This is a genomic window from Pseudomonas sp. I8001 (assembly GCF_013385345.1).
Taxonomy (GTDB): domain Bacteria; phylum Pseudomonadota; class Gammaproteobacteria; order Pseudomonadales; family Pseudomonadaceae; genus Aquipseudomonas.
Genome location: NZ_JACAQC010000024.1, coordinates 312,167 through 333,418 on the forward strand (window position 1 = coordinate 312,167; position 21,252 = coordinate 333,418).

The 21,252-nt window shown below is 61.0% G+C and carries 20 protein-coding genes and 1 pseudogene; 9 read left to right on the forward strand and 12 right to left on the reverse strand.

Annotated elements, in window-relative coordinates; genetic code table 11:
• Positions 1-6: 6 nt before the first annotated feature.
• From HX839_RS18175 to HX839_RS18185, 3 genes are all read right to left on the reverse strand, one after another.
• A complete protein-coding gene (locus HX839_RS18175; RefSeq protein WP_003207383.1) occupies positions 7-1,323 on the reverse strand; it encodes an OprD family outer membrane porin in 1,317 nt (438 codons plus the stop codon).
• Between the two features lie 238 nt (positions 1,324-1,561).
• Positions 1,562-2,065, reverse strand: coding sequence for a FadR/GntR family transcriptional regulator (locus HX839_RS18180; RefSeq protein ID WP_003207381.1), 504 nt, complete (start codon positions 2,063-2,065; stop codon positions 1,562-1,564).
• Positions 2,066-2,138: 73 nt separating this feature from the next.
• On the reverse strand, positions 2,139-4,271 hold the full coding sequence (locus tag HX839_RS18185; protein ID WP_087692419.1) for an FUSC family protein: 2,133 nt from the start codon (positions 4,269-4,271) through the stop codon (positions 2,139-2,141).
• Positions 4,272-4,525: 254 nt separating this feature from the next.
• Between HX839_RS18185 and HX839_RS18190 the strand changes: the two genes are divergently transcribed.
• Complete coding sequence (locus HX839_RS18190) at positions 4,526-5,473, forward strand: LysR family transcriptional regulator (RefSeq protein WP_003207376.1); 948 nt, start codon at positions 4,526-4,528, stop codon at positions 5,471-5,473.
• Here HX839_RS18190 and ispC read toward each other — a convergent pair whose 3' ends face one another.
• Positions 5,474-6,715 (reverse strand): 1-deoxy-D-xylulose-5-phosphate reductoisomerase, encoded by a 1,242-nt coding sequence (gene ispC / locus HX839_RS18195; protein ID WP_087692420.1) that lies wholly within the window; start codon positions 6,713-6,715, stop codon positions 5,474-5,476.
• 282 nt (positions 6,716-6,997) lie between these two features.
• On the opposite strand from ispC, the gene HX839_RS18200 reads away from it, so the two are divergent.
• Positions 6,998-7,741: an SDR family NAD(P)-dependent oxidoreductase gene (locus HX839_RS18200; protein ID WP_003207372.1), complete on the forward strand. Its 744-nt coding sequence runs from the start codon at positions 6,998-7,000 to the stop codon at positions 7,739-7,741.
• Positions 7,742-7,757: 16 nt separating this feature from the next.
• On the opposite strand, the gene HX839_RS18205 is transcribed toward HX839_RS18200, so the two are convergent.
• Entirely contained in the window at positions 7,758-8,924 is a 1,167-nt protein-coding gene (locus HX839_RS18205) for an MFS transporter (RefSeq protein ID WP_003207370.1), read from the reverse strand.
• Complete coding sequence (locus tag HX839_RS18210; protein WP_003207368.1) at positions 8,921-9,943, reverse strand: NAD(P)-dependent alcohol dehydrogenase; 1,023 nt, start codon at positions 9,941-9,943, stop codon at positions 8,921-8,923. The genes HX839_RS18205 and HX839_RS18210 overlap by 4 nt, the downstream gene beginning before the upstream one ends.
• Before the next feature lie 149 nt (positions 9,944-10,092).
• Here HX839_RS18210 and HX839_RS18215 point away from each other — a divergent pair, with 149 nt between their 5' ends.
• Positions 10,093-11,019 (forward strand): LysR family transcriptional regulator, encoded by a 927-nt coding sequence (locus HX839_RS18215; RefSeq protein ID WP_003207367.1) that lies wholly within the window; start codon positions 10,093-10,095, stop codon positions 11,017-11,019.
• Here the strand turns inward: HX839_RS18215 and HX839_RS18220 are convergent, their stop codons facing one another.
• Positions 11,020-11,424 (reverse strand): helix-turn-helix domain-containing protein, encoded by a 405-nt coding sequence (locus HX839_RS18220; protein ID WP_003207365.1) that lies wholly within the window; start codon positions 11,422-11,424, stop codon positions 11,020-11,022.
• 90 nt (positions 11,425-11,514) lie between these two features.
• Between HX839_RS18220 and HX839_RS18225 the strand changes: the two genes are divergently transcribed.
• Positions 11,515-12,444: an aromatic alcohol reductase gene (locus HX839_RS18225; RefSeq protein WP_003207363.1), complete on the forward strand. Its 930-nt coding sequence runs from the start codon at positions 11,515-11,517 to the stop codon at positions 12,442-12,444.
• Here the strand turns inward: HX839_RS18225 and HX839_RS18230 are convergent.
• Positions 12,419-12,973 (reverse strand): putative natural product biosynthesis protein, encoded by a 555-nt coding sequence (locus tag HX839_RS18230; protein WP_087692422.1) that lies wholly within the window; start codon positions 12,971-12,973, stop codon positions 12,419-12,421. The genes HX839_RS18225 and HX839_RS18230 overlap by 26 nt on opposite strands.
• A 62-nt stretch (positions 12,974-13,035) precedes the next feature.
• Positions 13,036-13,419 carry a DUF2946 domain-containing protein gene (locus tag HX839_RS18235; RefSeq protein ID WP_003207359.1) on the reverse strand — a complete coding sequence of 128 codons (384 nt, stop codon included), beginning with the start codon at positions 13,417-13,419 and terminating at the stop codon, positions 13,036-13,038.
• Positions 13,420-13,684: 265 nt separating this feature from the next.
• Here HX839_RS18235 and HX839_RS18240 point away from each other — a divergent pair, with 265 nt between their 5' ends.
• From HX839_RS18240 to HX839_RS18255, 4 genes are all read left to right on the forward strand, one after another.
• Positions 13,685-14,290, forward strand: coding sequence for an SCO family protein (locus HX839_RS18240; RefSeq protein WP_177067485.1), 606 nt, complete (start codon positions 13,685-13,687; stop codon positions 14,288-14,290).
• A complete protein-coding gene (locus tag HX839_RS18245; protein ID WP_177067486.1) occupies positions 14,290-14,766 on the forward strand; it encodes a copper chaperone PCu(A)C in 477 nt (158 codons plus the stop codon). The genes HX839_RS18240 and HX839_RS18245 overlap by 1 nt, the downstream gene beginning before the upstream one ends.
• Positions 14,767-15,067: 301 nt before the next feature.
• A complete protein-coding gene (locus tag HX839_RS18250; protein WP_008435327.1) occupies positions 15,068-16,315 on the forward strand; it encodes an OprD family porin in 1,248 nt (415 codons plus the stop codon).
• Positions 16,316-16,335: 20 nt separating this feature from the next.
• Positions 16,336-17,946: an argininosuccinate lyase gene (locus HX839_RS18255; protein ID WP_003207353.1), complete on the forward strand. Its 1,611-nt coding sequence runs from the start codon at positions 16,336-16,338 to the stop codon at positions 17,944-17,946.
• Between the two features lie 138 nt (positions 17,947-18,084).
• Here the strand turns inward: HX839_RS18255 and HX839_RS18260 are convergent, their stop codons facing one another.
• Positions 18,085-19,317: a cation:dicarboxylate symporter family transporter gene (locus HX839_RS18260; protein ID WP_177067487.1), complete on the reverse strand. Its 1,233-nt coding sequence runs from the start codon at positions 19,315-19,317 to the stop codon at positions 18,085-18,087.
• A gap of 118 nt (positions 19,318-19,435) precedes the next feature.
• Between HX839_RS18260 and HX839_RS18265 the strand changes: the two genes are divergently transcribed.
• The gene (locus HX839_RS18265; RefSeq protein WP_003207349.1) at positions 19,436-20,350 is read left to right on the forward strand and encodes a LysR family transcriptional regulator; all 915 of its coding nucleotides are present in this window, start codon (positions 19,436-19,438) and stop codon (positions 20,348-20,350) included.
• On the opposite strand, the gene HX839_RS18270 is transcribed toward HX839_RS18265, so the two are convergent.
• Complete coding sequence (locus HX839_RS18270) at positions 20,335-21,030, reverse strand: substrate-binding domain-containing protein (RefSeq protein ID WP_371315639.1); 696 nt, start codon at positions 21,028-21,030, stop codon at positions 20,335-20,337. The genes HX839_RS18265 and HX839_RS18270 overlap by 16 nt on opposite strands.
• A gap of 39 nt (positions 21,031-21,069) precedes the next feature.
• A pseudogene (locus HX839_RS31640) lies at positions 21,070-21,210 on the reverse strand (LysR family transcriptional regulator); the annotation flags it as partial.
• Positions 21,211-21,252 lie beyond the last annotated feature (42 nt).

Sequence of the window (21,252 nt, forward strand, 5' to 3'; positions counted from 1 at the left end):
GCCGGCCTACAGCAAGGGAATGCTGTAGCTGACCATCAACCGGGCTTCGTCTTTGTCAGCGCTGTCATTACCCCGCAGCACCGCACCACGCCACATGAACCCAATCCCCTTGAAGGTGCCGGCAGGAATCACATAGTCAACCCGCACGTCCCGCTCCCACTCGGTATTGTCACGACCTGCCGTGCGGATGTGGCTGCCATGTATGTAGGTGACGCTGGTCTTCAGCCCCGCCACGCCCAGGTTCGCAAAATCATAGGCATAGCTGGCCACCGTGGCCTGTTCCCCGGCGTTGACGAACTTCAACGACTGGGAGTTGGTGATCAAATACACCGAGCGGCCCTGCCCCTGGTTGATATGGGGGAAGTCACTTTCGCCCGTGGTTTTCTGATACCCCAGGCTCACCGAATGGCCTTGCAGCGAATAAGTAAACAAGGCACTCCACAGGTTATTGTCGACCTTGCCATTGTTGACGCCCGGCCCGTAGTAACCCGAGCTGACGTAGCCCTCGGCACGCCCCGCCGCACTGGAGTTCTTACCGTCCGAGGTACTGTGGAAGTAGCGCAGGTCACTCTTGAACTGGCCCACCGGCAACTGCCAGTTGTGCACCAGGCCGAAGAAGTGTTGCTGGTAAAAGTTTTCAAGATTCGCGTAGTAATACTGCAACTGCATCTGCTTGCTTACGGCGTAATCCACACCACCGTAGTAAAACTGATTGCTGGACGTGCCCTTGACCGGATCGTTTGCGCCAGCGATGGACAAGCCCTGGCCGTTGCTGGAGTTACGGTCAAGCACCTGCTCGATTTTGCCGGCGACGAGGTTGAAGTCTTTCAGGTCCTTGGAGTCCACCTGGTAGCCACGAAAAGTCTGGGGCAACAACCGGCCGTCTTCATACATCAGTACCGGCACCCGGGGCATCAGCGTGCCCACTTTCAGTTGGGTCTGGGAGATGCGCACTTTGCCGGTGACCCCGGTCTTGCTGAAATCATTGGCAGCCTTGCCATCAGACAGCGGGAAGACGCTACCGGGTGTGTTGTCCTCCCCCACCTTGCCGGCACGCCCTGACGCATCCAGCCGTACGCCGTACAGCTCTTGCAGATCCAACCCCAGGCCCACCACCCCCTCGGTGAAACCGGACTGATAATTGAACATGAAGGCCTGGCCCCATTCCCGGTCCGAGGCCCCCTTGGCATTGCGCGTGTCCTGGTTGAGATAGAAGTTGCGCAGGTCCAGGGTCGCTTTACTGTCGTCGATAAAACCCGATGCAGCCGCCTGCTGTACAACGCCGAAAGAAACGGCCAGGGCCAGGTAAGTCTTGTGGTTCATGAAGGCTCCGAACAGTGAACACGACTGTCCCGTCGACCCAGTGATGGCAGCCGTTTTTTATTGTGTGTTGCAGTGTTTTCATTCGACGGGAGGCGCGCACGATATAGGCCTGGCGGTTGTGAAAACAGCCGCCAAAACGGGCATTCACTTTTCCAGTTTTTGTAACAATGAGGACGACGCGCAGGCGTCTGGAACGGGCTTTCCACGAGGGTCTTAAGTCAACTGCGAGTACAACGACTCACGCTGCAGTGCCGTCTCGCTCCGACAGCCAGCGGAGCTTTTCCAGCATGGGATCGAACATCGCGCGTACCGCCTCGACTGCCGCGTCTTCATCGCCAAAGATAATCGCCTGGACGACTTGCGCATGGGCTTCAAGCCCCGGCTCATACAACTCGTTGTCGGCAAAAATCGCCAGATACTGGCTGTGGAACGAAGAGCTGAATGCGCGGTACATCGACTGCAAGACCACGTTGTGGGAAGCCACGGCCACCGCACCGTGCAAGGCCTGGTCGCGGTCGACGAAATCGTCGAGTTGATCCCCGAGGTTATATTCGCCACGCCGCGCCAGGGCGTGCCACAACCGGCGGATATCCTCCAGGGTGCGACGGCGCGCAGCGAGTCGGGCGGTTTCGACTTCCAGCAGGTACTGGGCCTCCAGGTGGTCGCGGATCGCGCTACGTTGTTCACGAATGCCATCGATGATCGAGGCGACCCAGGCGTGATTGCAAAGACCGGCGTACATGGGCCACTCCTGAAAGATCATGCCCCTCGAGTATGGAGATTGATGCTCACCCAGACTCCTTCCGGCCCGCCAACTAGTCGCTCGATTGCGCCACTTTTTCTCCCGGCTGGTTGTAGTGGACCAGCGGCGATTGCGGGTCGAGCAGCGAGGTGCGGATGAAGTGCAGGTAGCTTTCCACCCGTCTCAGGGCTGAAGTCTCAAAGTTCCCGGCGAATGGCTCATCGGTCTGTTGCACGCACTCAATGGCGTGCTCGACAGCCTCCAGCGCGCGCTGCAAATAACCGGGCCCAGGCTTGACGAACAACCGCACCAGTGCGCGACCCATTGCCCGGATGGCGAGGCGCCAGGGCATGCTCTCGGCGTAACAGGCCTGCGCCGGCAACCGGGCCTGCTCGCGGCGCAACTCGATGATCGCGTGCCCCACGTCCAGTACCACGAACGTCCAGCGCAGCAGGCGATGCTGCACCGATGCCCTGCCCGCCGCAAAGTTGTAGGCCTGGTTGAGCAGGTCGCGGGTGCCGCTTTCGAAACCGGAGCCCAGCGCCGGCAACGGCGCGCTGATGGCAACCACCACCTGGCGGCGCAGATCCTGTTCCAGCCGGCGCCACAGCCAAGGGCTGTTGGGTGGCAGGATAATCGCCCCCGCCGCGGCGCACACCAACATGCCAAACACCATGGCGAGATAGTCATTGATCAGCCCGTAGGGGTTGTACAGCGTCAGGTTGGCAGGCACTGAGCTGGTGCCGAAAAACACCAGCATGCCCAGGCCATAGCCGGCCAATTGCGGCCTCGCCAGCCAGAACGAACCCAGTACGATCACCGGCGCCATGACCACGCACAGCAACGGAAAACCGTCGATCATCGGGTACACGAAAAACACTTCGAAAATGCCAATCACCGCTGCCAGTAGCGTACCGCAGGCGATTTGAAACGACATGCGCCTGGGGTTGGCAGAGAACGCCGACAGGCCTACGGTCAGCGCCGACACCAGGGTCATGGCCGCGCCGCTGGGCCAACTGGTGGCAATCCACAACGTACTGAGCACCAGTAACACCACCGCGGCGCGCAACCCGGCCGCAAGGGTCGCCAGCCAGTTGGTCCGAGGTTGAAACGGTTCGTTCCATTGCTCTCGCACATGGTTGTGATCGGCGAGGGACGCATGCGTCTGGGCGTAGCTGTGCAGCTCGTCGACAAAGCGGTAGAGCAGTTCATACGCGGTGTGAAAGTCCAGCAGGTCATCGGCTACGGGAGCGGTATGTTGCAACGCCGCACGCAGGCGCCGGACCCGGTCTGGCAAGCCGGCTTTGTAGACTTTCAGTTCGGTGGACAGCACAGCCGCGTCACGGTCCGTCAATGGGTGCCCGGCGAAGGGTTTGAGCAGCTCGGCCAACGCGATCAACCCCGGATCGACGGCCTGGACCACCTCCACGCCACCGCGCAGGCGAACCCGTTCAAGCAGTTGATGCAGCGCGTTGAAACGCGTGGTGATCGCCATGAACTCGCTGTTGAGGCGGTTGATTCGCCCATTGCGCTGGCGCATGTAAGGGTCTTCGAACACGCTGACGCTGCGCATTACTTCCAGGCCAACGGCCTCGGCGATAAACCCCAGGTTGGCGCTCTCGAAGGCCGCCTGGTCACCGGTATCACGCAGGCGCTGCCGCACAAATCCGGCAAAGCGGCCAAAGCGTTGGTACAACGTGTTGCGCATCGCCACGCTGGAGGTTTTAGGCAATACGGTGGCGCTGATCAGCGTCGCGCAGACGATCCCCAAGGTGATCTCCAGCACTCGCCAGACGGCCGCCATGAATACCTGCTGCGGATGGCCCACCACGGGAAGCCCGACCATCACCGCCGTGTAGCCGGCGAGCACAAATCCATAGGCGCGGAAGTTGCGATTGCGCGCGGCACCACCGGAACACAACCCCACCCACAATGCCAGGCCCGCGAGAAACAGCTCGGTGCTCTGGGCAAACAGGGCCATCAACAGCACCATGAACGATGAGCCCACCAACGTGCCGATGAAGCGATAGATACTCTTGGCGAGGACGTGCCCGCTGTGGGGCTGCATCACGATAAACACAGTGGTGATCGCGGTGCTCGGTTGTGGCAGTTCCAGGCGCATCGCCAGCCACAGGGTCAGGTACGAGGCGATCAATACCTTGCCCAGGTAGATCCACATCACCCCATCGCTGCGGGCCCACTCCATGAAGCCCCGGCGCCAGGGCAGCGACACCAGCCAGCGGCCCGCTCTACCGGCGATATTGAAACGACGAACAGTGAGTCGAGGCACGCGACCTTCCGGCTGACGGGAAATGGGGCGGCGACTCTAGGGGCTTCCATGCGCCCCGGTAAGTCATCAGAAACGTGAATGACTGTTACGTAAAAATCCACAATAAATAGCGTTTACAGCCGTGGATGAGTTCATGCCACACTAAAAAACGTTCCACCTGGAGAGCATCGATGGACATCCTGCAGAACATGCGCATCTTCCGCTGCGTTGCCGAAGTCGGCAGTTTTACTGGCGCGGCAGTGCAGTTGAATAGCAACACCACCCATATTTCGCGCTCCATTTCCAACCTTGAAACCCACCTGCGAACCCGCCTGTTCAACCGCACCACACGCCGTACCGCACTGACCGAATCCGGCAAACGCTACCTGTTGCGTTGCGAGCAAATCCTGCGCTCCGTCGAGGAAGCGGAGCTGGAAGCCGGCGACGCCCACACACGCCCTACCGGCCAGTTGAAAGTGCACTCGATGACAGGCATCGGCCAGCACTACGTGGTGGACGCCATCGCACGCTACCGCAAGAACTACCCCGACGTGACGTTCAACCTGAGCATGAGCAACCGCACGCCGAACCTGGTCAACGAAGGGTTCGACGTGTCGATTGTGTTGGCCATTGACCTGCCCGATTCTAGCCACGTTTCACAGAAACTGGGCACGACCTACAGCATCGTCTGCGCCTCACCGTCCTACATAAAAAACCATGGTGCCGCGCAAACGCCGCAAGACCTGCTCAGCCACGCCTGCTTGCGGCTGGTCAGCCCGGTGATCCCGCTGGAAGACTGGACGTTCGACGGCCCCCGTGGCCAGGAGAGCGTCACCATCAGCAGCTCGCCGTTCCTGGTGGACTCGGTCGACGCCATGAAGACCGCCATCAGCAACGACATGGGCGTGGGCATCCTGCCGGTGCATGCGGCAATCAAGGGGCTGCGCAGCGGCACTCTGGTGCGAGTCCTGCCCGAGTACCGCCTGGAAGAACTGAGCCTGTACGCCATCTACCCTTCCCGGCACTACCTGGATGCAAAAATCAAAACCTGGGTGGAGTACCTGCGCAGTTCACTCCCGGAAGTGCTGGCCGACCATAAGGCTGTGCTGAAGATTCGCGACCGGGTCAGCTACGGCTGATCATCGCTGATAGTGCTGATTCAGCCATCCGAGTGCCCACCGGCGGGCACTGGCGTCGGCCTCCATGACGCCATACAGGTCCGTCACCGCCACCACCGGCTCCTTGTCCAGCACATGCCGGATGCACTCGGCGATCTGCATGAAGCCGATGCGTCCGTCCAGAAAGGCCTGCACCGCGACTTCATTGGCCGCATTGAGCGACGCCGGTGCCGTGCCGCCCACATCCGCCACCTCGCGCGCCAGGGCCAGGCAAGGAAAGCGCTTCTCGTCCGGTACTTCGAAATCCAGCCGGGCCACCTTGAACAAATCCAGTGGTTCAACCCCTGAATCGATCCGTTGCGGCCAGGCCAGGGCATGGCTGATGGGCGTGCGCATGTCCGGGTTCCCCAACTGCGCGAGCATTGAGCCGTCGACGTAATCCACCAGCGAATGGACGACGCTTTGCGGATGGATCACTACCTCGACCTGGGACGGCCTGGCGCCGAATAGCCAACAGGCCTCGATCAGTTCGAGTCCCTTGTTCATCAGGGTTGCCGAGTCCACCGAAATCTTGCGGCCCATGGACCATTTCGGGTGAGCGCAGGCTTGGTCCGGCGTTACGTTGTGCAGTTGCGCCATCGGCGTTTGGCGAAACGGCCCGCCGGAGCCAGTCAACAGAATGCGCCGCACGCCCGCGTGGGCCAGGCCGTGTTGAGCATGGGACGGCAGGCACTGAAAGATTGCGTTGTGCTCGCTGTCCAGCGGTAACAGCACCGCCCCACTGCTGCGCACCGCCTGCATGAACAACGCACCGGACATCACCAGTGCCTCTTTGTTGGCCAGGAGGATTTTCTTGCCGGCCTCGACGGCGGCCATCGTTGCATTCAAGCCCGCCGCACCGACGATAGCGGCCACCACCGTGTCCACATCCCGGTGACCGGCGACGAATTTCAGACCGCTTTCGCCGCCCACTACCTGAGTCTGAGAGCCCTCCTCCAACAGTTGCTTCTGCAGCGTCGCCACGGCTTGCGGCGTGGGCACCACGGCGTAGTCCGGACGGTGCAACAAGCATTGTTTTTTCAACAGCTCCAGTTGGGTGAACCCGCTGAGGGCGAAGACTTTATAGCGCTCGGGGTGACGCGCGATAACGTCCAATACGTTGACGCCCACCGAACCGGTAGCGCCCAGCACGCTGATGGCTTGCAAGCGTTGACGGGTGGCGATCACCTGGCGAATGACTTTTTTGCGCGGAATAAGCGACATGACGTAATGAGCCTGACGTAGAGAAAACAACCGCCATTAACCAAGGAAAGTGCCAGCGCCGTCATCGCGATAACGCCAACAACTATCGCAAAAAAGCCAAGCCTTCGATCAGCTCGAAAACGGGCCTTGGTCATAACGACTACAGCACGTCATAAGGACTACATAACACTCGTGTCATATCGACTACAAAAAATATATCCAACTGATTTATAGGAACTTTTCATATGGCATGAATCCTGATCAGTGCTGCGCGCCCCTTTGGCAATCTATAAAGAGAACACCATGAACAATGACTTCAACCACCGCCTTGCCGTAGTGACCGGTGCCAGTTCAGGTATCGGCCTGGCTGTCACCTGCAAGCTGCTTGAACAAGGTGCGCAAGTGGTCGCCATGTCGCGACAGATTGGCGAATTGGGCGCATTGGCGGAGCGTTTTGGCGAGCAGCTCTACTGGCTGGCGGGGGATGTCACCCAGGCTGCCGACCAGGCACGCCTGGCGCAGTTGACGGCGTCCATCGGACCGGTGGATTACCTCGTGCCCAATGCCGGGATCGCACAACTGGCCGATGGCCTGGACCTGGCCGCCTTTGACCGGCAATGGGCCGTCAATGGAGCCGCGGCTCTCAACACCCTCGGCAGCCTACGCGAGCAAATGGCCGCCCAGGCGTCGGTGGTATTTATCGGTACATTCCTGGAGCTGGCGACCTTCCCTGGGCTCGCCGCGTATATTGCTTCGAAGGCCGCCTTGCGGGCGCAAATGCGCACCCTGGCGGTGGAGCTGGCGCCCCATGGCATTCGTCTGAACATGGTATCGCCCGGCCCCACCGCCACGCCGATCTGGAGCACCTTGGGGCTCAGTGACGAAGCGTTGGGCGGCGTTGCCACCACAGTCAATCAGCGCCTGCTCAATGGGCAATTCCTGGAGCCGGGCGCTATTGCCGATGTGATCCTGTTCCAGTTGAGCCAGGGCGCACGCAGTGTGTTTGGCCAGGACTGGGTGGTCGACGGCGGCTACACCCTGCGTTGACCATGGCCCCGCAGGCCTAATGCGCAGCGCACAGGTCTGCGGGCAATGCCTTGGCGCCTCCGAACGCCAAGGCCTTCCACCCAATCACAAGCAATGACAGTGCGGCAAATATCAAGCCGCAGCCGATCACTCCGGTGGTGCCGAATGCATTGATAAACAGCCCGCCCACGGACGCCCCGATCACCACGCCGGCATTCGCCGAGGACACATACAGGCTGGTTGCGAACTCATGCGCCTCGGGCGCCGACGAGGTCAGCCAGACTTGCGTGACCACCAGCCCGCAGGTATGCGCAGCGCCCCACAGCAGCACAATCAAGCTCATCGACCACCACGACGGGCTGCCGAACGCGTACAAGACCACGTACGCCGCCGCCAGCACAATGGGGTACAGCACCACCGTCGCCACCATGCTTTTGCCCAATAACCGGCCCACCAACAGGTTGCCCGTGACACCGCCCACGCCGAAGATCACCAGCATGATGCTGATGGCCTGGCCATCCATGCCGGTCTGGGTCCTGAGGTACTCGGCGGCATAGCTGTAGACCGAAAACATCGTGGTGAATACCAGCACCGTCGCGATGATCGCCAGCCACACCGACAGGCTGCGCAGCACCGCCAGTTGCTTGCCGAAACTCAGCGGCATCGGGCGTTCATGATGGGGCAGTTTCAACAGCAGTCCGACACCTGCCAACCCCGTTGCCAAAGCGCAGAAGAAGAACGATGCCTCATAGGAAATACTCGCGCCCACCCATGTGGTCAGCGGCACCCCAAGCACCAGGCCCAAGGTGGTGCCCACCACGGCCAGGGCCGTGGCATGCGCCGCGCGGTCCTTGGGGTACAAGGACACCGCGGTGGAAAACGCAGCGGCAAAAAACACCGGGTGCAGCATCGCCGGAATTACCCGCAACGCCATCAAGGTTTCGAAGTTCGGCGCAAACGCCGACAGCACGCTGCACACGGAAAAACCAAAGAGCGCGCCCACCAGGATTTTCTTGCGCGCCAGGCGCGACGCCATCAGCACCAGGAAAGGCCCCAGCACCGCCACGATCAGCGCAAACAAGCCCATCAATAACCCGGCCTGAGACACGCTGATGCCGAAACGTTCGACGATCATCGGTAAAATACCGACCACACCAAACTCCAGGGTGTACAGGCCGAAAAGACCCAGAATGATGTAGATCACCGGCCGACCTCGATCACGATCTTGCCAAAGGCACCGCGCCCGAGATGAGCGAAGGCTTCGGGCACTTGCTCGAAGCCGTAGGTGTGATCGATTACCGGCTCGATGCCGTGGCGGTCGATCATGGCAATCAGATCTTCCAATGCGCGGCGCGGCCCCACGGAGATGCCGATGATGGAGGCCCGCTTGCCCAGCAAGGCCATGACCGGAGCATTCAATTGGTCACTCTCCAGCAGGCCGATCACCGAGATGCGCCCACCGTTGGCTACCGCGTGCAGGGAACGCGTGAGGTTGTCACCGCCGGCCATTTCCAGGATATGTTCGGCGCCACGCCCATCGGTCAGCGCTTGCACCGCCGTGTGCCATTCCGGTACCCGGCTGCGGTTGATGCCATGGGTGGCACCCAGCTCTATGGCACGCGCGATCTTTTCATCGCTGCTACTGGTGATGATAACGCGGGCACCATTGGCCGCAGCCAGTTGCACCGCAAACAACGAGACGCCACCGGTGCCCTGCACCACCACGGTATGGCCGGCGTGCAGGTGGCCCAGTTCGAACAGCGCCATCCACGCCGTCAAGGCGGCCACTGGCAAGGTGCTGGCCTGCCCTGCGGTGAGGCTGAGGGGCGCATGCACGCACCATTCGGCAGGTGTTGCCACGTACTCGGCGAGCATGCCGGGGAGCGGGCCACCCTGAGGCGGCGCTTCACTCCAGGACAGCGGAGCGCCATCGACCCATCCGGCAAAAAACGTCGACAGCAGCTTGTCGCCCACCTTGAAACGCGTAACGCCCTCGCCCACGGCGACCACCGTGCCCGCCATGTCGGAGGCCGGCGTGAATGGGAATGTGAGGTCGGCACCCATGCTGTTTTCGACCACTTCACCGTCGCGGTAATTGAGCGAGACGGCCTCGACGCGCACCAATACCTCCCCGGCCTTCGCGATGGGGCGTGGCACGTCGGCAAGGCGCAGTGTGTGCAGTCCCAATGCAGGTGTTTCCCAGCGTTTCATGGTGTCGGTCATCTTGGTATTCCTCGTGAATGGGCAATGCCACAAGGATATGGGCCTGTCCTCACGGGATTAAGGGGGCGCCGGCTCCACTGTCTACGGAGCTTTTGTTCCGCAATCGGGATAAGGTAGCCAGGCCTCGCCTCAGCCAAACCGGAGCCTCGATGGACAGCCTCAACACCCTGAATGTTTTTGTGCAGGTCGCCGAAACCCGCAGCTTTGTCGCCGCCGGGCGCGTGCTGGGCGTAACGGCCTCGGCAGTCGGCAAGAGCGTGGTACGCCTGGAGGAACGCCTGGGTGTGCGCCTGTTCAACCGCAGCACCCGCAGCGTCACGCTGACTGCCGAGGGCGAGCTGTTTCTGGAGCGCAGCCGGCGCATCCTGATGGAGATCGACGAAGCCGAAGCCGAGCTTTCGCAAACCGTGTCGGCGCCTCGTGGCCGGCTCAAGGTCAGCCTGCCGCTGGTGGGCCATCCGTTCTTGCAGGTGCTCGCGCAATTCAAGAAAGCCTACCCCGAGGTGCAGCTGGACCTGAGCTTTACCGACCGCCGCGTGGACGTGGTGGAAGAAGGTTACGACGCCGTGCTGCGCAGCGGTGAAGCGCCCGACTCGCGCCTCACATCGCGCCTGATCGGCGGCTACCGGATGCTGCTGGTAGCATCACCGGCTTACCTCGCCGAGCGCGGCACGCCGCAACGGCCGGAAGACCTGGCTCAGCATGCATGCATCAAGTTCCGCTACCCCAACACCGGCAAAATGCAGCGCTGGCCCCTGCGCCAGGACGGGGTGGAAGCTGATTTCCCACTGCCCGCCGCGATGGTCTGCAACAACCTGGAAGCGCGCATCTGCTTTGCCGTGCAAGGTATCGGCATCGCCTACCTGGCGGATTTCGCCATTCGTGAATGGCTCGACAGCGGACAATTGGTGCCGGTGCTGGAGGCGTGTTCGGAAGCAGAGAACTTCCGGATCATGTGGCCTTCGGGCCGCCATCCAACGCCCAAGCTGCGGGTGTTTATCGACTACCTGCATGCGCACCTGTTTCCCGAGGATGGGCCTGCGAGCAAACGTGCAGACTGCCGGCCCACGTCTTGATCACAGCGCCTGATCAGCGTCGAACTGCTCCCGGGATCGCCTGAATCCGTCGGCATTTTCCACCACCCACGTCCACAACGGAATCATGTGCACCAGCAGCTGTTTGCCCAACTCCGATAGCTGGTATTCGACCTTGGGCGGCACCTCCTGGAAGTCATGGCGCAGCACCAGGCCATCGCGCTCCAGCTGGCGCAAGGTCCGCGTGAGCATGCGCTGGGTGACGCCCTCCATGCGTCGGCCGATCTCGGCGTGGCGCAGCCGGCCGTTCACGCCCAACAGGTGCACGATGCCCAACGACCAGCGGTTTCCCGCATGGGTCAGCACCTGCCGTTTGAGCCCGTCTTCATCGGCGCTAAGGGCTTCACAGGCGGCTTGTGAGCGCCTGATGATCTCGTCGTTATCCACCTTCTACTCCCGGTATCACTGGTGTGCCTTCTTATGCGCGGTCGGCAATTCTGCAAGCATGGCATGACTTTCACCTGAACTGAGACCCCTATGACTGCTTCGATCCTTGTACTGGGCGCCGGCGAACTGGGCCTGGCGGTACTGCGCCAACTGTCCCGCCTGGCTGCACCGCAAAATGTGTCTGTGACGGTGTTGCTGCGCCCCGCCACACTGAACTCCCCCGACCCGGCCAAACAGCAGGAAATCATCGAACTGCGCGCCTTGGGCATTGAGCTGCTGGCGGGTGACCTGGCCAATGGCTCCGAGGCCGAGCTGGCAACGGTGTTCGCCGACTATCACACCGTGATCAGTTGCATCGGCTTTGCCGCAGGCCCCGCCACTCAGCGCAAGCTGACCCGCGCGGTCATCGCAGGCGGCGTGAAACGTTATGTACCGTGGCAGTTCGGTGTGGACTACGACGTGATCGGCCGCGGTTCGGCCCAGGACCTCTGGGATGAACAGCTTGACGTGCGCGACTTGCTGCGCTCCCAGCAAGGCACGCAATGGGTGATTGTCTCCACCGGGATGTTCACCAGCTTCCTGTTTGAACCGTCCTTCGGCGTCGTCGACCTGGCGCAGAATACCGTGCATGCATTGGGAGATTGGGACACCGCTGTCACCGTCACCACGCCTGAGGACATCGGCCTGCTGACGGCACGCATCCTGTTCAGCACGCCGCCGATCACCAATCAGGTGGTGTACACCGCCGGAGACACCCTGACCTACGGCGAGCTGGCCGATACCGTGGATGCGCAACTGGGGCTCACCCTCAAACGCGAACGCTGGTCGGTGCGCTACCTGGAAGCGGAACTGGCCGCTGCACCCGAGGACAACCTGATGAAATACCGGGTGGCCTTCGCCCAAGGCAACGGCGTGGCCTGGGACCCTGCCATTACCTTCAATGGGCAACAACAGATCGCCGTGACCAGCGTTGCCCAATGGATTGAGCAGAACCTCAAGGCACCGGCAACCACCCGCTGAACTGCCCCTGGCTGTCCAACGTGCACCAGGCGAAATCCCAGGGCAGCGGCGGCAGCCTTTGCAGCGCCACGCCACTGCCCGGCTTCCAGTCCACCACCTGAAGCGGCGCGCCTTGCCAGGCCACAACCACGCCCCGGACCTGGCTGGTGTCATCGCTGACCCAACGGGCCGCAGCCGCCGTCATGAATGCTTCGATGGGCTCTTCATCGATCTGCGTGCGATACACCGAACCGAGCAGCCAACGGCACACGTTTACATGGTAGGTCCAGTCCAGGGAGGGACGGTTGCGGTAAGCCCAGGTCATGAAACTGCGAAACAGGTTCAAGCCCTCCGGCGGGTCAAGCTTGAGCAAACCGGGGCAGATGTCGAACAAGGTGTGCCAATACGGCAGCAACCGTGCATCCAGGTGGACGAAACAGCGGGCGTTACTCGGGTATTCGACAGACGGTAGCAACACGTCGCTGCGGGACGGACGGCGCGACGCCTTGCTGACCAGACGGGCAGCGCCGGAAGGCAGGATAGAGCTCATGGAACGCACTCACACTCGTGACGATAGAACGCCTCCTGGTATCAGGAAGCCCGGGGCACACGTCAGAATGCAGGGGAAGCGCGAGGGTTGGCCGAAGGCCAGGAATACCGCGGAGGGGCCTTGTTGCGCCGCTCATGGGCCGGGCGCGGCTTTTGCCCCAGGCCCAACAGCCAGGCCAGGCAAAACAGGAAGACGATGCCCAGGGTCACGGCGGAGCACACCGGGCAGGCGAAGAAGTTCGACCAGCTGCTGGCCGTCGGATTGCCCAGGCCGGCATCCGAGGCCGGCGCCTTGGTACCCAGGCTTGAGCAGAACTGACCGCCCAGGCCATTGAGCTCAAGCCCCATCATCTGCCCATGGCCCAAACCGCAGACGAACACATTGAACAGGACGCAAAAATACAGGGTCCAGGCAATGAGTGAACGGTCCGGGCGGGAGAGTTTCATGGCGGCGACTTTACCATTCCCCCTGTAGGAGCTGTCGAGCTTTAGCGAGGCTGCGATGCAGGCGCCACGGTCTTGCAGGAATACCGAGCCGATCCCTTCGCAGCCTCGCTCAAGCTCGACAGCGCCCACATTTGGTCTTGCTCGGCAGGGCCTGTGACAGAACGTCGCAGATTACGCCCAGAGGCCCAGGTTGTTAGAATGCCACGCTCTCCTCGCCTGATTTAACGCTTCGTGGTACCCAGGCGCTTCACAGGATGCACAGTTGATGAGTACGTTATTCACCCGCCGCAAAGTCCTCTCCGGCATGGGATTGCTGGGCCTGGGCCTGCTGGCCGGCTGTGACAACAGCCCGAAACTGCACTTCAAGTACGGCAAGGATCTGAGCGACAAGATCATGGGCCGTACCTTCAAGCTCAAGAACACTGACGGCGAGACCGTCACCTTGAGTTCCTTCCGCGGCTTGATGCCAGTGGTGTTCTTCGGCTTCACCCAGTGCCCGGCCGTGTGCCCGACCACACTGGCGCGCATGGCCCAGGCGAAAAAACTGATGGGCCGCGACGGCAAGATCATGCAGGTGGTGTTTATCACCCTGGATCCGGAACGCGACACGCCCAAGATACTCGACGCCTACGTCAAGGCCTTCGACCCCAGCTTCCAGGCGCTGTACGGCACCCCGGAAGAAATCGCTGTGGCCGCCAAGGAATTCGGGATCTTTTATGAAAAGATCCCCGCCGGCGACAGCTACACCCTCTCCCACACCGCCACCAGCTTTGTGTTCGACACCCGGGGCACCCTGCGCCTGGGCTTGTCTGCCTCGCTTAACGCCAAAGAGTGCGCAGAAGACCTGCTCACCGTCATGGAGGTCTGCTAATGACTGCCGTTCAACACCTCAAGCGCTTCGCCCTCGGTCTCTCCCTGCTGGGCCTCGCCGCCCACGCCAGCGCACAGGCAGTGGTCACCGACGCCTGGGTACGCGCCTCGGTACCGGGCCAGCCGTCCAGCGGCGCGTTCATGACCGTCACCGCCGACAGCGACAGCAAACTGCTCAGCGTGGCGTCGCCGGTCGCCAAGACCGTGCAGATCCATGAGATGACCATGAAGGACGACGTGATGCGCATGGGCCCGGTGGACTCGGTGCCGTTGCCCGCCGGCAAGGCCGTCAAGCTCGACCCGGATGGCTATCACGTGATGCTGATCGACCTCACCGCCCAGATCAAGGAAGGCGACCAGGTGCCGCTGACCGTCACCGTGGAAAATGCCAAGGGTGAAAAGCAGTCGATCGAAGTGAAGGCCCAAGTCCGTGCGTTGAATGCGACGGAAACCATGGATCACAGCAAGATGCACTAAAGCGCAGATCAAAATGTGGGAGCGGGCTTGTGTGGGAGCGGGCTTGCTCGCGAACGCGGTGTGACAGTCACCGGATGTATTGACTGATCCACCGCTTTCGCGAGCAAGCCCGCTCCCACATTGGCCCTTCAGTGTCTGAAAAATCGGGCGTCCGCTTCATACTTTTTTCGTCTCGCATCAACACTTTCTATATATTTTCAATCTGCAAGACATCTCGTTAGCCTGCGCAAGCCGGACGCGTCTCCCTGTCGCCGTCCGGCCAGATAATTCTAAAAATAAGCAGCAGACAACGGGAATAACAATGAACAAATCCCCCATTACCCTGGGCTTGACTTCGGCCACCCTCGGTTTGACCCTCGCCTTCCCAACCTTTGCCGAAGCTGACTTTTTCAAAGACAGCAAGGCCGACCTCGAATTTCGCAACTTCTACTTCAACAGCGATTACCGCCAGCCCAACGCGAGCCAGTCCAAACGCGATGAGTGGGCCCAAGGGCTGATCCTCAATTACCAGTCGGGTTACACCGAAGGCCTGGTGGGCTTTGGCCTCGATGCCATCGGCCTGCAGGGTTTGAAACTGGACTCAAGCCCCGACCGCCAAAACACCGGCCTGCTTCCCGTGGGCGAGGATGGCGCACCGGACAGCTACAGTCGAATGGGCGCCACCGCCAAGGCGCGGATCTCCAAAAGCGTGCTCAAATTCGGCACGCTGATCCCCAAGCTGCCGACCGTACTGCCCAACGATGGCCGGCTGCTGCCCCAGACCTTTCGCGGCACTCAATTGACCAGCCAGGACATCGCCGGCCTGACCTTCGATGCCGGGCGCCTGACCAGCAACACCCTGCGTAACGACAGCGGCCATGCAGACATCGAAGTCGACGGCAAAGGCATCAAGGGCGCCGTGCCCAGCGATAAATTCGACTTCGCCAGTGCCAGCTACAGCTGGACCAAAACCCTGGTCACCGGCTACCACTACGCCAACCTCGAGAACAACTACAAGCAACACATCTTCAACCTGGTCCATACCCTGCCACTGGGTGACGCGCAGTCGTTCAAGACCGACCTGCGTTACGCCGACTCCAGCAAGGAAGGCAACAGCAACATCGATAACCAGGCCTTCGGTGCCAAGTTCACCTACAGCCTCCACGGCCACTCGTTCGGCGCCGCCTACCAGCGCATGAAAGGCACCACCGGCTTCCCCCACCTGGACGGTACCGACTCCTACCTCGTCAACTACGTGATGATCTCGCCGGACTTCGCCAACCCCGAGGAAAAGTCCTGGCAGGCCCGCTACGACTATGACTTCGCCGCCCTCGGCATCCCCGGCCTGACCTTCATGACCCGCTACCTCAAGGGTGACAACTTCGTGCGTACCCGAACCCTGGAAGGTACCGAGTGGGAGCGCAACACCGATATCGGCTACGTGTTCCAGAGCGGTGCCCTGAAGAACCTTGAAGTGAAATGGCGCAATGGCACGTATCGCAGCAATGGCAGCGGCAGCGATATCGACCAGAACCGCTTTATCGTCAGCTACACCCTGCCCTTGCTGTGATTTTTCCCGGAGCGTTGCACATGAATAGCAGAAAAAGCCTGATCCACCTGGCCGTCGCCTTTGCCCTGTTCAGCAGTTACGGCGCCTACGCCGCCGACACCGGCGCGTTGCCCTGCAAAACCACCGAAGAATGCGCCGCCCAGGCGGCCAAAGTCGGCGCCACGCCGGGCTCCTCGCAAAGCGCCCACAAGGCCAAGGGCGACCCGACCCAAACCCAGTTCGCCTGGTTGAACCGCATCAACAAAGCCTCGATCGTGATGCTCACCGAAGAAGGCATCGTCAAGCCGGACATGGGCCACAAGATCGCCGGCGGCGTGCGCTTTGCCATCGACCAGGCCGACCAGCCCGATGGCAAGCGCCCGGAAGACGTGTTGCAACTGGAAAAAATCATGACCGACAAGATCGGTCCGGAAGCGTCGCTGATCCACTCCGGCCGCAGCCGCCAGGACATGCTCGCCACCTACCGCCTGGCCAAACTGCGCTCCCAGGTGCTGGCCTACAGCGAGGCACTGAACGCCACCCGCCAACGTATCCTGAACATCGCCGACAAGAACATCGACACCCTGGTGCCCGCCTACACCAACGGCGTGCAGGCCATGCCCATCAGCTATGCGCACTACCTGCTGGCGTTCGAAGCCGCATTTGATCGCGACGGCCAACGCATCCGTGAACTCTACACTCGCCTCAACCTGAGCCCGATGGGCACCGCGGTACTGGCGAACTCCGCTTACCCGCTGAACCGCGAACGCCTGGCCGAGTTGCTGGGGTTCGACGGCGTGCGGGAAAACTCCCTGGATTCGAGCCAGGTGTCGACCTACGACATCCCGATCGAGGCGGCCAACCTCGCGGCGTCTTCGGCGATCCGCATCGGCGCGATGATTGGCGATATCCATACCCAGTACCATCAGATCCGCCCCTGGTTGCTGCTGGACGAAGAGTCCACCTACACCAGCAGTGCGATGCCGCAAAAACGCAACCCGGGGTTGTTGATGCGCACCCGGGAATCGGCCTCCGACGTGGTGGGCCTGGCGCAAACCGTGACCTTGCGCGCGCATAACGTCACCACCGGCATGACCGACTACAAGTTTGCGTTCGATTCATTGGGGCTGTTCCAGTCCACCGATGACATGTTCAAAAGCATGGATGCCGTGCTGGATGCGCTGCAGATCAACCCGCAGCGAGCGCTGGATGAGCTGGAGTCGGAATGGACCACGTCCATGGAGTTGGCCGACACCCTGGAGCGTCAGTTCAAGGTGCCGTTCCGCATTGGCCACAGCTTCGCCTCGTTGATCGTCACCGAGGCGCGCAGCAATGGCACCACGCCGAAGACCTTCGCGTATGCGGACGCGCAGAAGCTGTACACCCAGGCCGCGGACAAATACAAATGGACGCCGAATACGTTGCCGCTGGATGAGGCCGGTTTCCGGGCTGCACTGTCGCCGACCACGATGGTCAAGACTCGCAAGGGTACGGGTGGGCCGCAGCCGGAAGAGGTCAAGCGGATGCTGGTGGAAGCGCGCAAGAATCTCGACGCGGACCAGAGTTGGTTGAAGGAGCGTCGTGAGAAGCTGAAAGGTGCTGAAGGCAACCTGGACAAGGCCTTCGACAAGTTGCTCAACGCCAAGGGCTGAAATGCGATCTGAATGTGGGAGCGGGCTTGCTCGCGAAGGCGGTGTATCAGTTAGCAGATTTATTGGCTGACCCACCGCATTCGCGAGCAAGCCCGCTCCCACATTTGACCGCGTTTGGGTCTGGAAAGCATGTTCGGCTCAGTGACTCAGTTCCCGCTTCAACACCTCATGGTCAATCGACTTCTGCCACCCGCATATCGCCAGGCACGCCACGCAATTGCCCAGCACATTGGTCAACGACCGACACTTCATCAGCCGCTCCACTCCCAACAACAAACCCACCCCTTCCAGCGGTACCAGTTGCAGGATGTTCAAGGTAGCAATCAGGGTAAACAACGCCGAGCCCGCCACACTGGTAGACCCCAGCGAGGTAAACAGGCAGATCACCAGCACCGCCAGCAACTCGGGCACGGCAATCTCCACCCCGGCCAGATGCGCCAGAAACATGATGGCGGTGGTCAGGTAAATATTGGTACCGGCCAAGTTGAACGTATACCCGGTGGTCAACACCAGGCGCACTAATTGGCGATCACAGCCCAGCGCCTCAAGTTTGCTGACGCAACCTGGAAGTGCGGCCACTGAAGAGCCGGTGAACGTCACCAGCAACAACTCTTCTTTCAAGTAAGCAATTAGCCGGCTCAATTTAACGCCGAGCAGGCGGGTAATCGTGGCGAACACTAGAATGACGAACACCGCGCAAACCAGGTAAATAACAACAATGAACTTCAAGAGCGGCAGCACCGAACTTAAACCGTACTTTCCCACCACAAATGCCATCGCCCCAAACGCCGCCAGCGGTGCGAACTTCAGGATAAACCGCAGCAACCAGAACAACCCGGCGACCGCGGCTTCCAGCCAACCGAGGCAGCGGTTTGCGACCTGGCCGCCACGCCCCAGCAGCAGGCCGCACAGCACCGCCACCAGCATCACCTGGAGCACCAGGCTTTGGGTGAAAACCTTGTAAAGGCTGGACGAAATCGAGGTCATCGACAGCTCGTGCAACAGCGTTTCGGGCGCGGCAGGCGGTGTCAGATGATCAAAATCCAGGTTGGCCACTGCCGTGTGATCCAGGCTGAACAACCACCCCGTCGACATTCCCAACACCAATGCAGCAAGGGACATCAGCTGGAAATACACCACGATCCGCCCCACTACATGCCGATGGTGGGGCTCGCGCTTGATACCTGCGACACCGGTCGACACCAGCACAAACAACAGAAATGGCATCAGTAACCCGACCACTTTTATAAAGGCGTCACTGAGCAGCTTCATCTCGATTGCCACGCCCGGATAAAAAAGCCCCAACACCATGCCAAGAGCAATGGCAATCAAAATAGGCAAGGTGGCGTTATTCGAAAATTGGGTCGACATCAATGCTCCATGGTCTTTTTATTTATTGTTATTGTCGGATCAGGCCACTTTCGGCATATTGGTCGCCAAGGCGCATTCAGGCCACAAATAATAAAGTCTTGTCACGGGATATACCACCATGGAACTTCGCCATTTACGTTATTTCATCATGGTGGCCGAAGAGCGACATTTCACCCGCGCTGCCGCTCGCCTGAACATGCAGCAGCCGCCCCTCAGCCAACAGATACGTGCCCTCGAACAAGAGCTGGGATTCGACCTGTTCAAGCGACACCCCAAGGGCGTCGACCTGACTGCCGGCGGGCTGGTGTTTCTCGATGAAGCCCGAGTGATCCTCGCCCGCGTCGAGCAAGGTTCCCTCAAGGCGGCTCGCGCTGCCCAGGGTATCGAAGGCACGTTGGTCATTGCCTTCACCAGTTCCGCCGCCGCCCACCCGCTGATCCCGCGAATCATCCGCGCCTACCGCGAGCAATACCCGGGCGTGGAGCTCTCGATCAACGAAGGTAGCGCCCGGGAAGTCACCGAAGACACCATCGAAAAACGCATCGACATCGGCATCCTCCGCGCACCGGTGGGCGACCACCAGAGCCTCACGTTCCACCGATTGCTCAACGAAGAAATGCTGCTGACCCTGCCCGTCGGGCATGCGCTGCTCAAGGGCGCCGAGCCAAAAATCACCATGGCCGACCTCAAGGACGAACGCTTCATCCTGGTCCGCCGCCCCGGCGCGCCGGGGATGTACGCCAACCTGATCAAGGCCTGCCAGAACGCCGGCTTCGAGCCGAAGATTGCCTTTGAAGTGGAGCGCATGCTGACCAACGTCAGCCTGGTGGCCGCCGGTGAAGGCATCTCGGTGGTGCCGGCGTCGATGCGCGACGTGCATCGCGAAAGCGTGGTGTACTGCCGGATCAGCGATGCACGGCCAAGGTTGCTGGCACCGATCACACTGGTGCGGCGCGCGTTCAATCCGTCGACGCCGTTGCAGAATTTCATTGGGCTGGCGCGGGAGTTGGCGGGGGTTTATCGCAAGGGTTGAGTCATCGCGTGAAAACTCTCGGTGAGCAGTTCCACTGCCGCGCGGATGCTGTCGCTTTGCCGTGGAACGGCGTACAGGCCGTAGTTGACACTCAAAATAGGCCCATCGCTTTCAGCTAAGGAAATGATGCGCATGGTCTCCGGCCGAATATTCTCCGCCGGCAGCAAGGCCACACCCAATCCGCCCTCCACCGCTGCGGTGATTACGCCAATGTTCGGGCTGGTCACCGTGACCCGAAAATCCCGCCCGGCGTTCAGCAAGGCATCAAACATCAAGCGCCGCCAGGCACAGGGTTCGGCATACACGATGACATCCAGCGGCAGCGCCGCATCGATTTCTTCATCAATCGCGCACACCCAGTACAGCTCGACGTTCCAGGCGTGCACAGGGTCGGCGTTGAACGATGAGCTGACGCCAATGGCCACGTCCAGCTCGCCGTCATTCCAACGTTCGGCGAGTGCGTCGCCGTGATCAACAACGACCTCCAGGTGTACATGCGGGCAGGCGCGCCGTAGCCGGCCGAGCGCTGCCGGCAACGCCGATACCGCCACGTCTTCCGAGAGCCCGACGCGCACATTGCCCATCACCGTGCGCTCTTTCAGGCGCGCTGCTACCGTCTCGCCCAAGGCCAGAATGCGCGTCGCGTAGGTGAGCAGCAGTTCGCCTTCGGTAGTGGGCACCACGCCCCGACCTGTTCTGCGCAACAGCCGCTGGCCTAGCAACTCCTCAAGCCGGCGGATTTGTGCGCTTAGGGCCGATTGCGCCCTGCCCGCCTGCTGGGCTGCGCCACTCAGGCTGCCGTGCTGGCATACCGAGATAAAGGTTCGTAGCAGATAGGGTTCAAACGCGTCAGATATCATGTTTGGGTTAACTCTGAATCAACAGCTATCACCCTACCTCGA

Bases quoted from the DNA above. Each gene is read 5' to 3' on its own strand.
- HX839_RS18175 (WP_003207383.1), bottom strand. From the start codon at position 1,323: ATGAACCACAAGACTTACCTGGCCCTGGCCGTTTCTTTCGGCGTTGTA.
- HX839_RS18180 (WP_003207381.1), bottom strand. From the start codon at position 2,065: ATGTACGCCGGTCTTTGCAATCACGCCTGGGTCGCCTCGATCATCGAT.
- HX839_RS18185 (WP_087692419.1), bottom strand. From the start codon at position 4,271: ATGGAGTGGGCCCGCAGCGATGGGGTGATGTGGATCTACCTGGGCAAG.
- HX839_RS18190 (WP_003207376.1), top strand. From the start codon at position 4,526: ATGGACATCCTGCAGAACATGCGCATCTTCCGCTGCGTTGCCGAAGTC.
- ispC (WP_087692420.1), bottom strand. From the start codon at position 6,715: ATGTCGCTTATTCCGCGCAAAAAAGTCATTCGCCAGGTGATCGCCACC.
- HX839_RS18200 (WP_003207372.1), top strand. From the start codon at position 6,998: ATGAACAATGACTTCAACCACCGCCTTGCCGTAGTGACCGGTGCCAGT.
- HX839_RS18210 (WP_003207368.1), bottom strand. From the start codon at position 9,943: ATGACCGACACCATGAAACGCTGGGAAACACCTGCATTGGGACTGCAC.
- HX839_RS18215 (WP_003207367.1), top strand. From the start codon at position 10,093: ATGGACAGCCTCAACACCCTGAATGTTTTTGTGCAGGTCGCCGAAACC.
- HX839_RS18225 (WP_003207363.1), top strand. From the start codon at position 11,515: ATGACTGCTTCGATCCTTGTACTGGGCGCCGGCGAACTGGGCCTGGCG.
- HX839_RS18230 (WP_087692422.1), bottom strand. From the start codon at position 12,973: ATGAGCTCTATCCTGCCTTCCGGCGCTGCCCGTCTGGTCAGCAAGGCG.
- HX839_RS18235 (WP_003207359.1), bottom strand. From the start codon at position 13,419: ATGAAACTCTCCCGCCCGGACCGTTCACTCATTGCCTGGACCCTGTAT.
- HX839_RS18240 (WP_177067485.1), top strand. From the start codon at position 13,685: ATGAGTACGTTATTCACCCGCCGCAAAGTCCTCTCCGGCATGGGATTG.
- HX839_RS18245 (WP_177067486.1), top strand. From the start codon at position 14,290: ATGACTGCCGTTCAACACCTCAAGCGCTTCGCCCTCGGTCTCTCCCTG.
- HX839_RS18250 (WP_008435327.1), top strand. From the start codon at position 15,068: ATGAACAAATCCCCCATTACCCTGGGCTTGACTTCGGCCACCCTCGGT.
- HX839_RS18255 (WP_003207353.1), top strand. From the start codon at position 16,336: ATGAATAGCAGAAAAAGCCTGATCCACCTGGCCGTCGCCTTTGCCCTG.
- HX839_RS18260 (WP_177067487.1), bottom strand. From the start codon at position 19,317: ATGTCGACCCAATTTTCGAATAACGCCACCTTGCCTATTTTGATTGCC.
- HX839_RS18265 (WP_003207349.1), top strand. From the start codon at position 19,436: ATGGAACTTCGCCATTTACGTTATTTCATCATGGTGGCCGAAGAGCGA.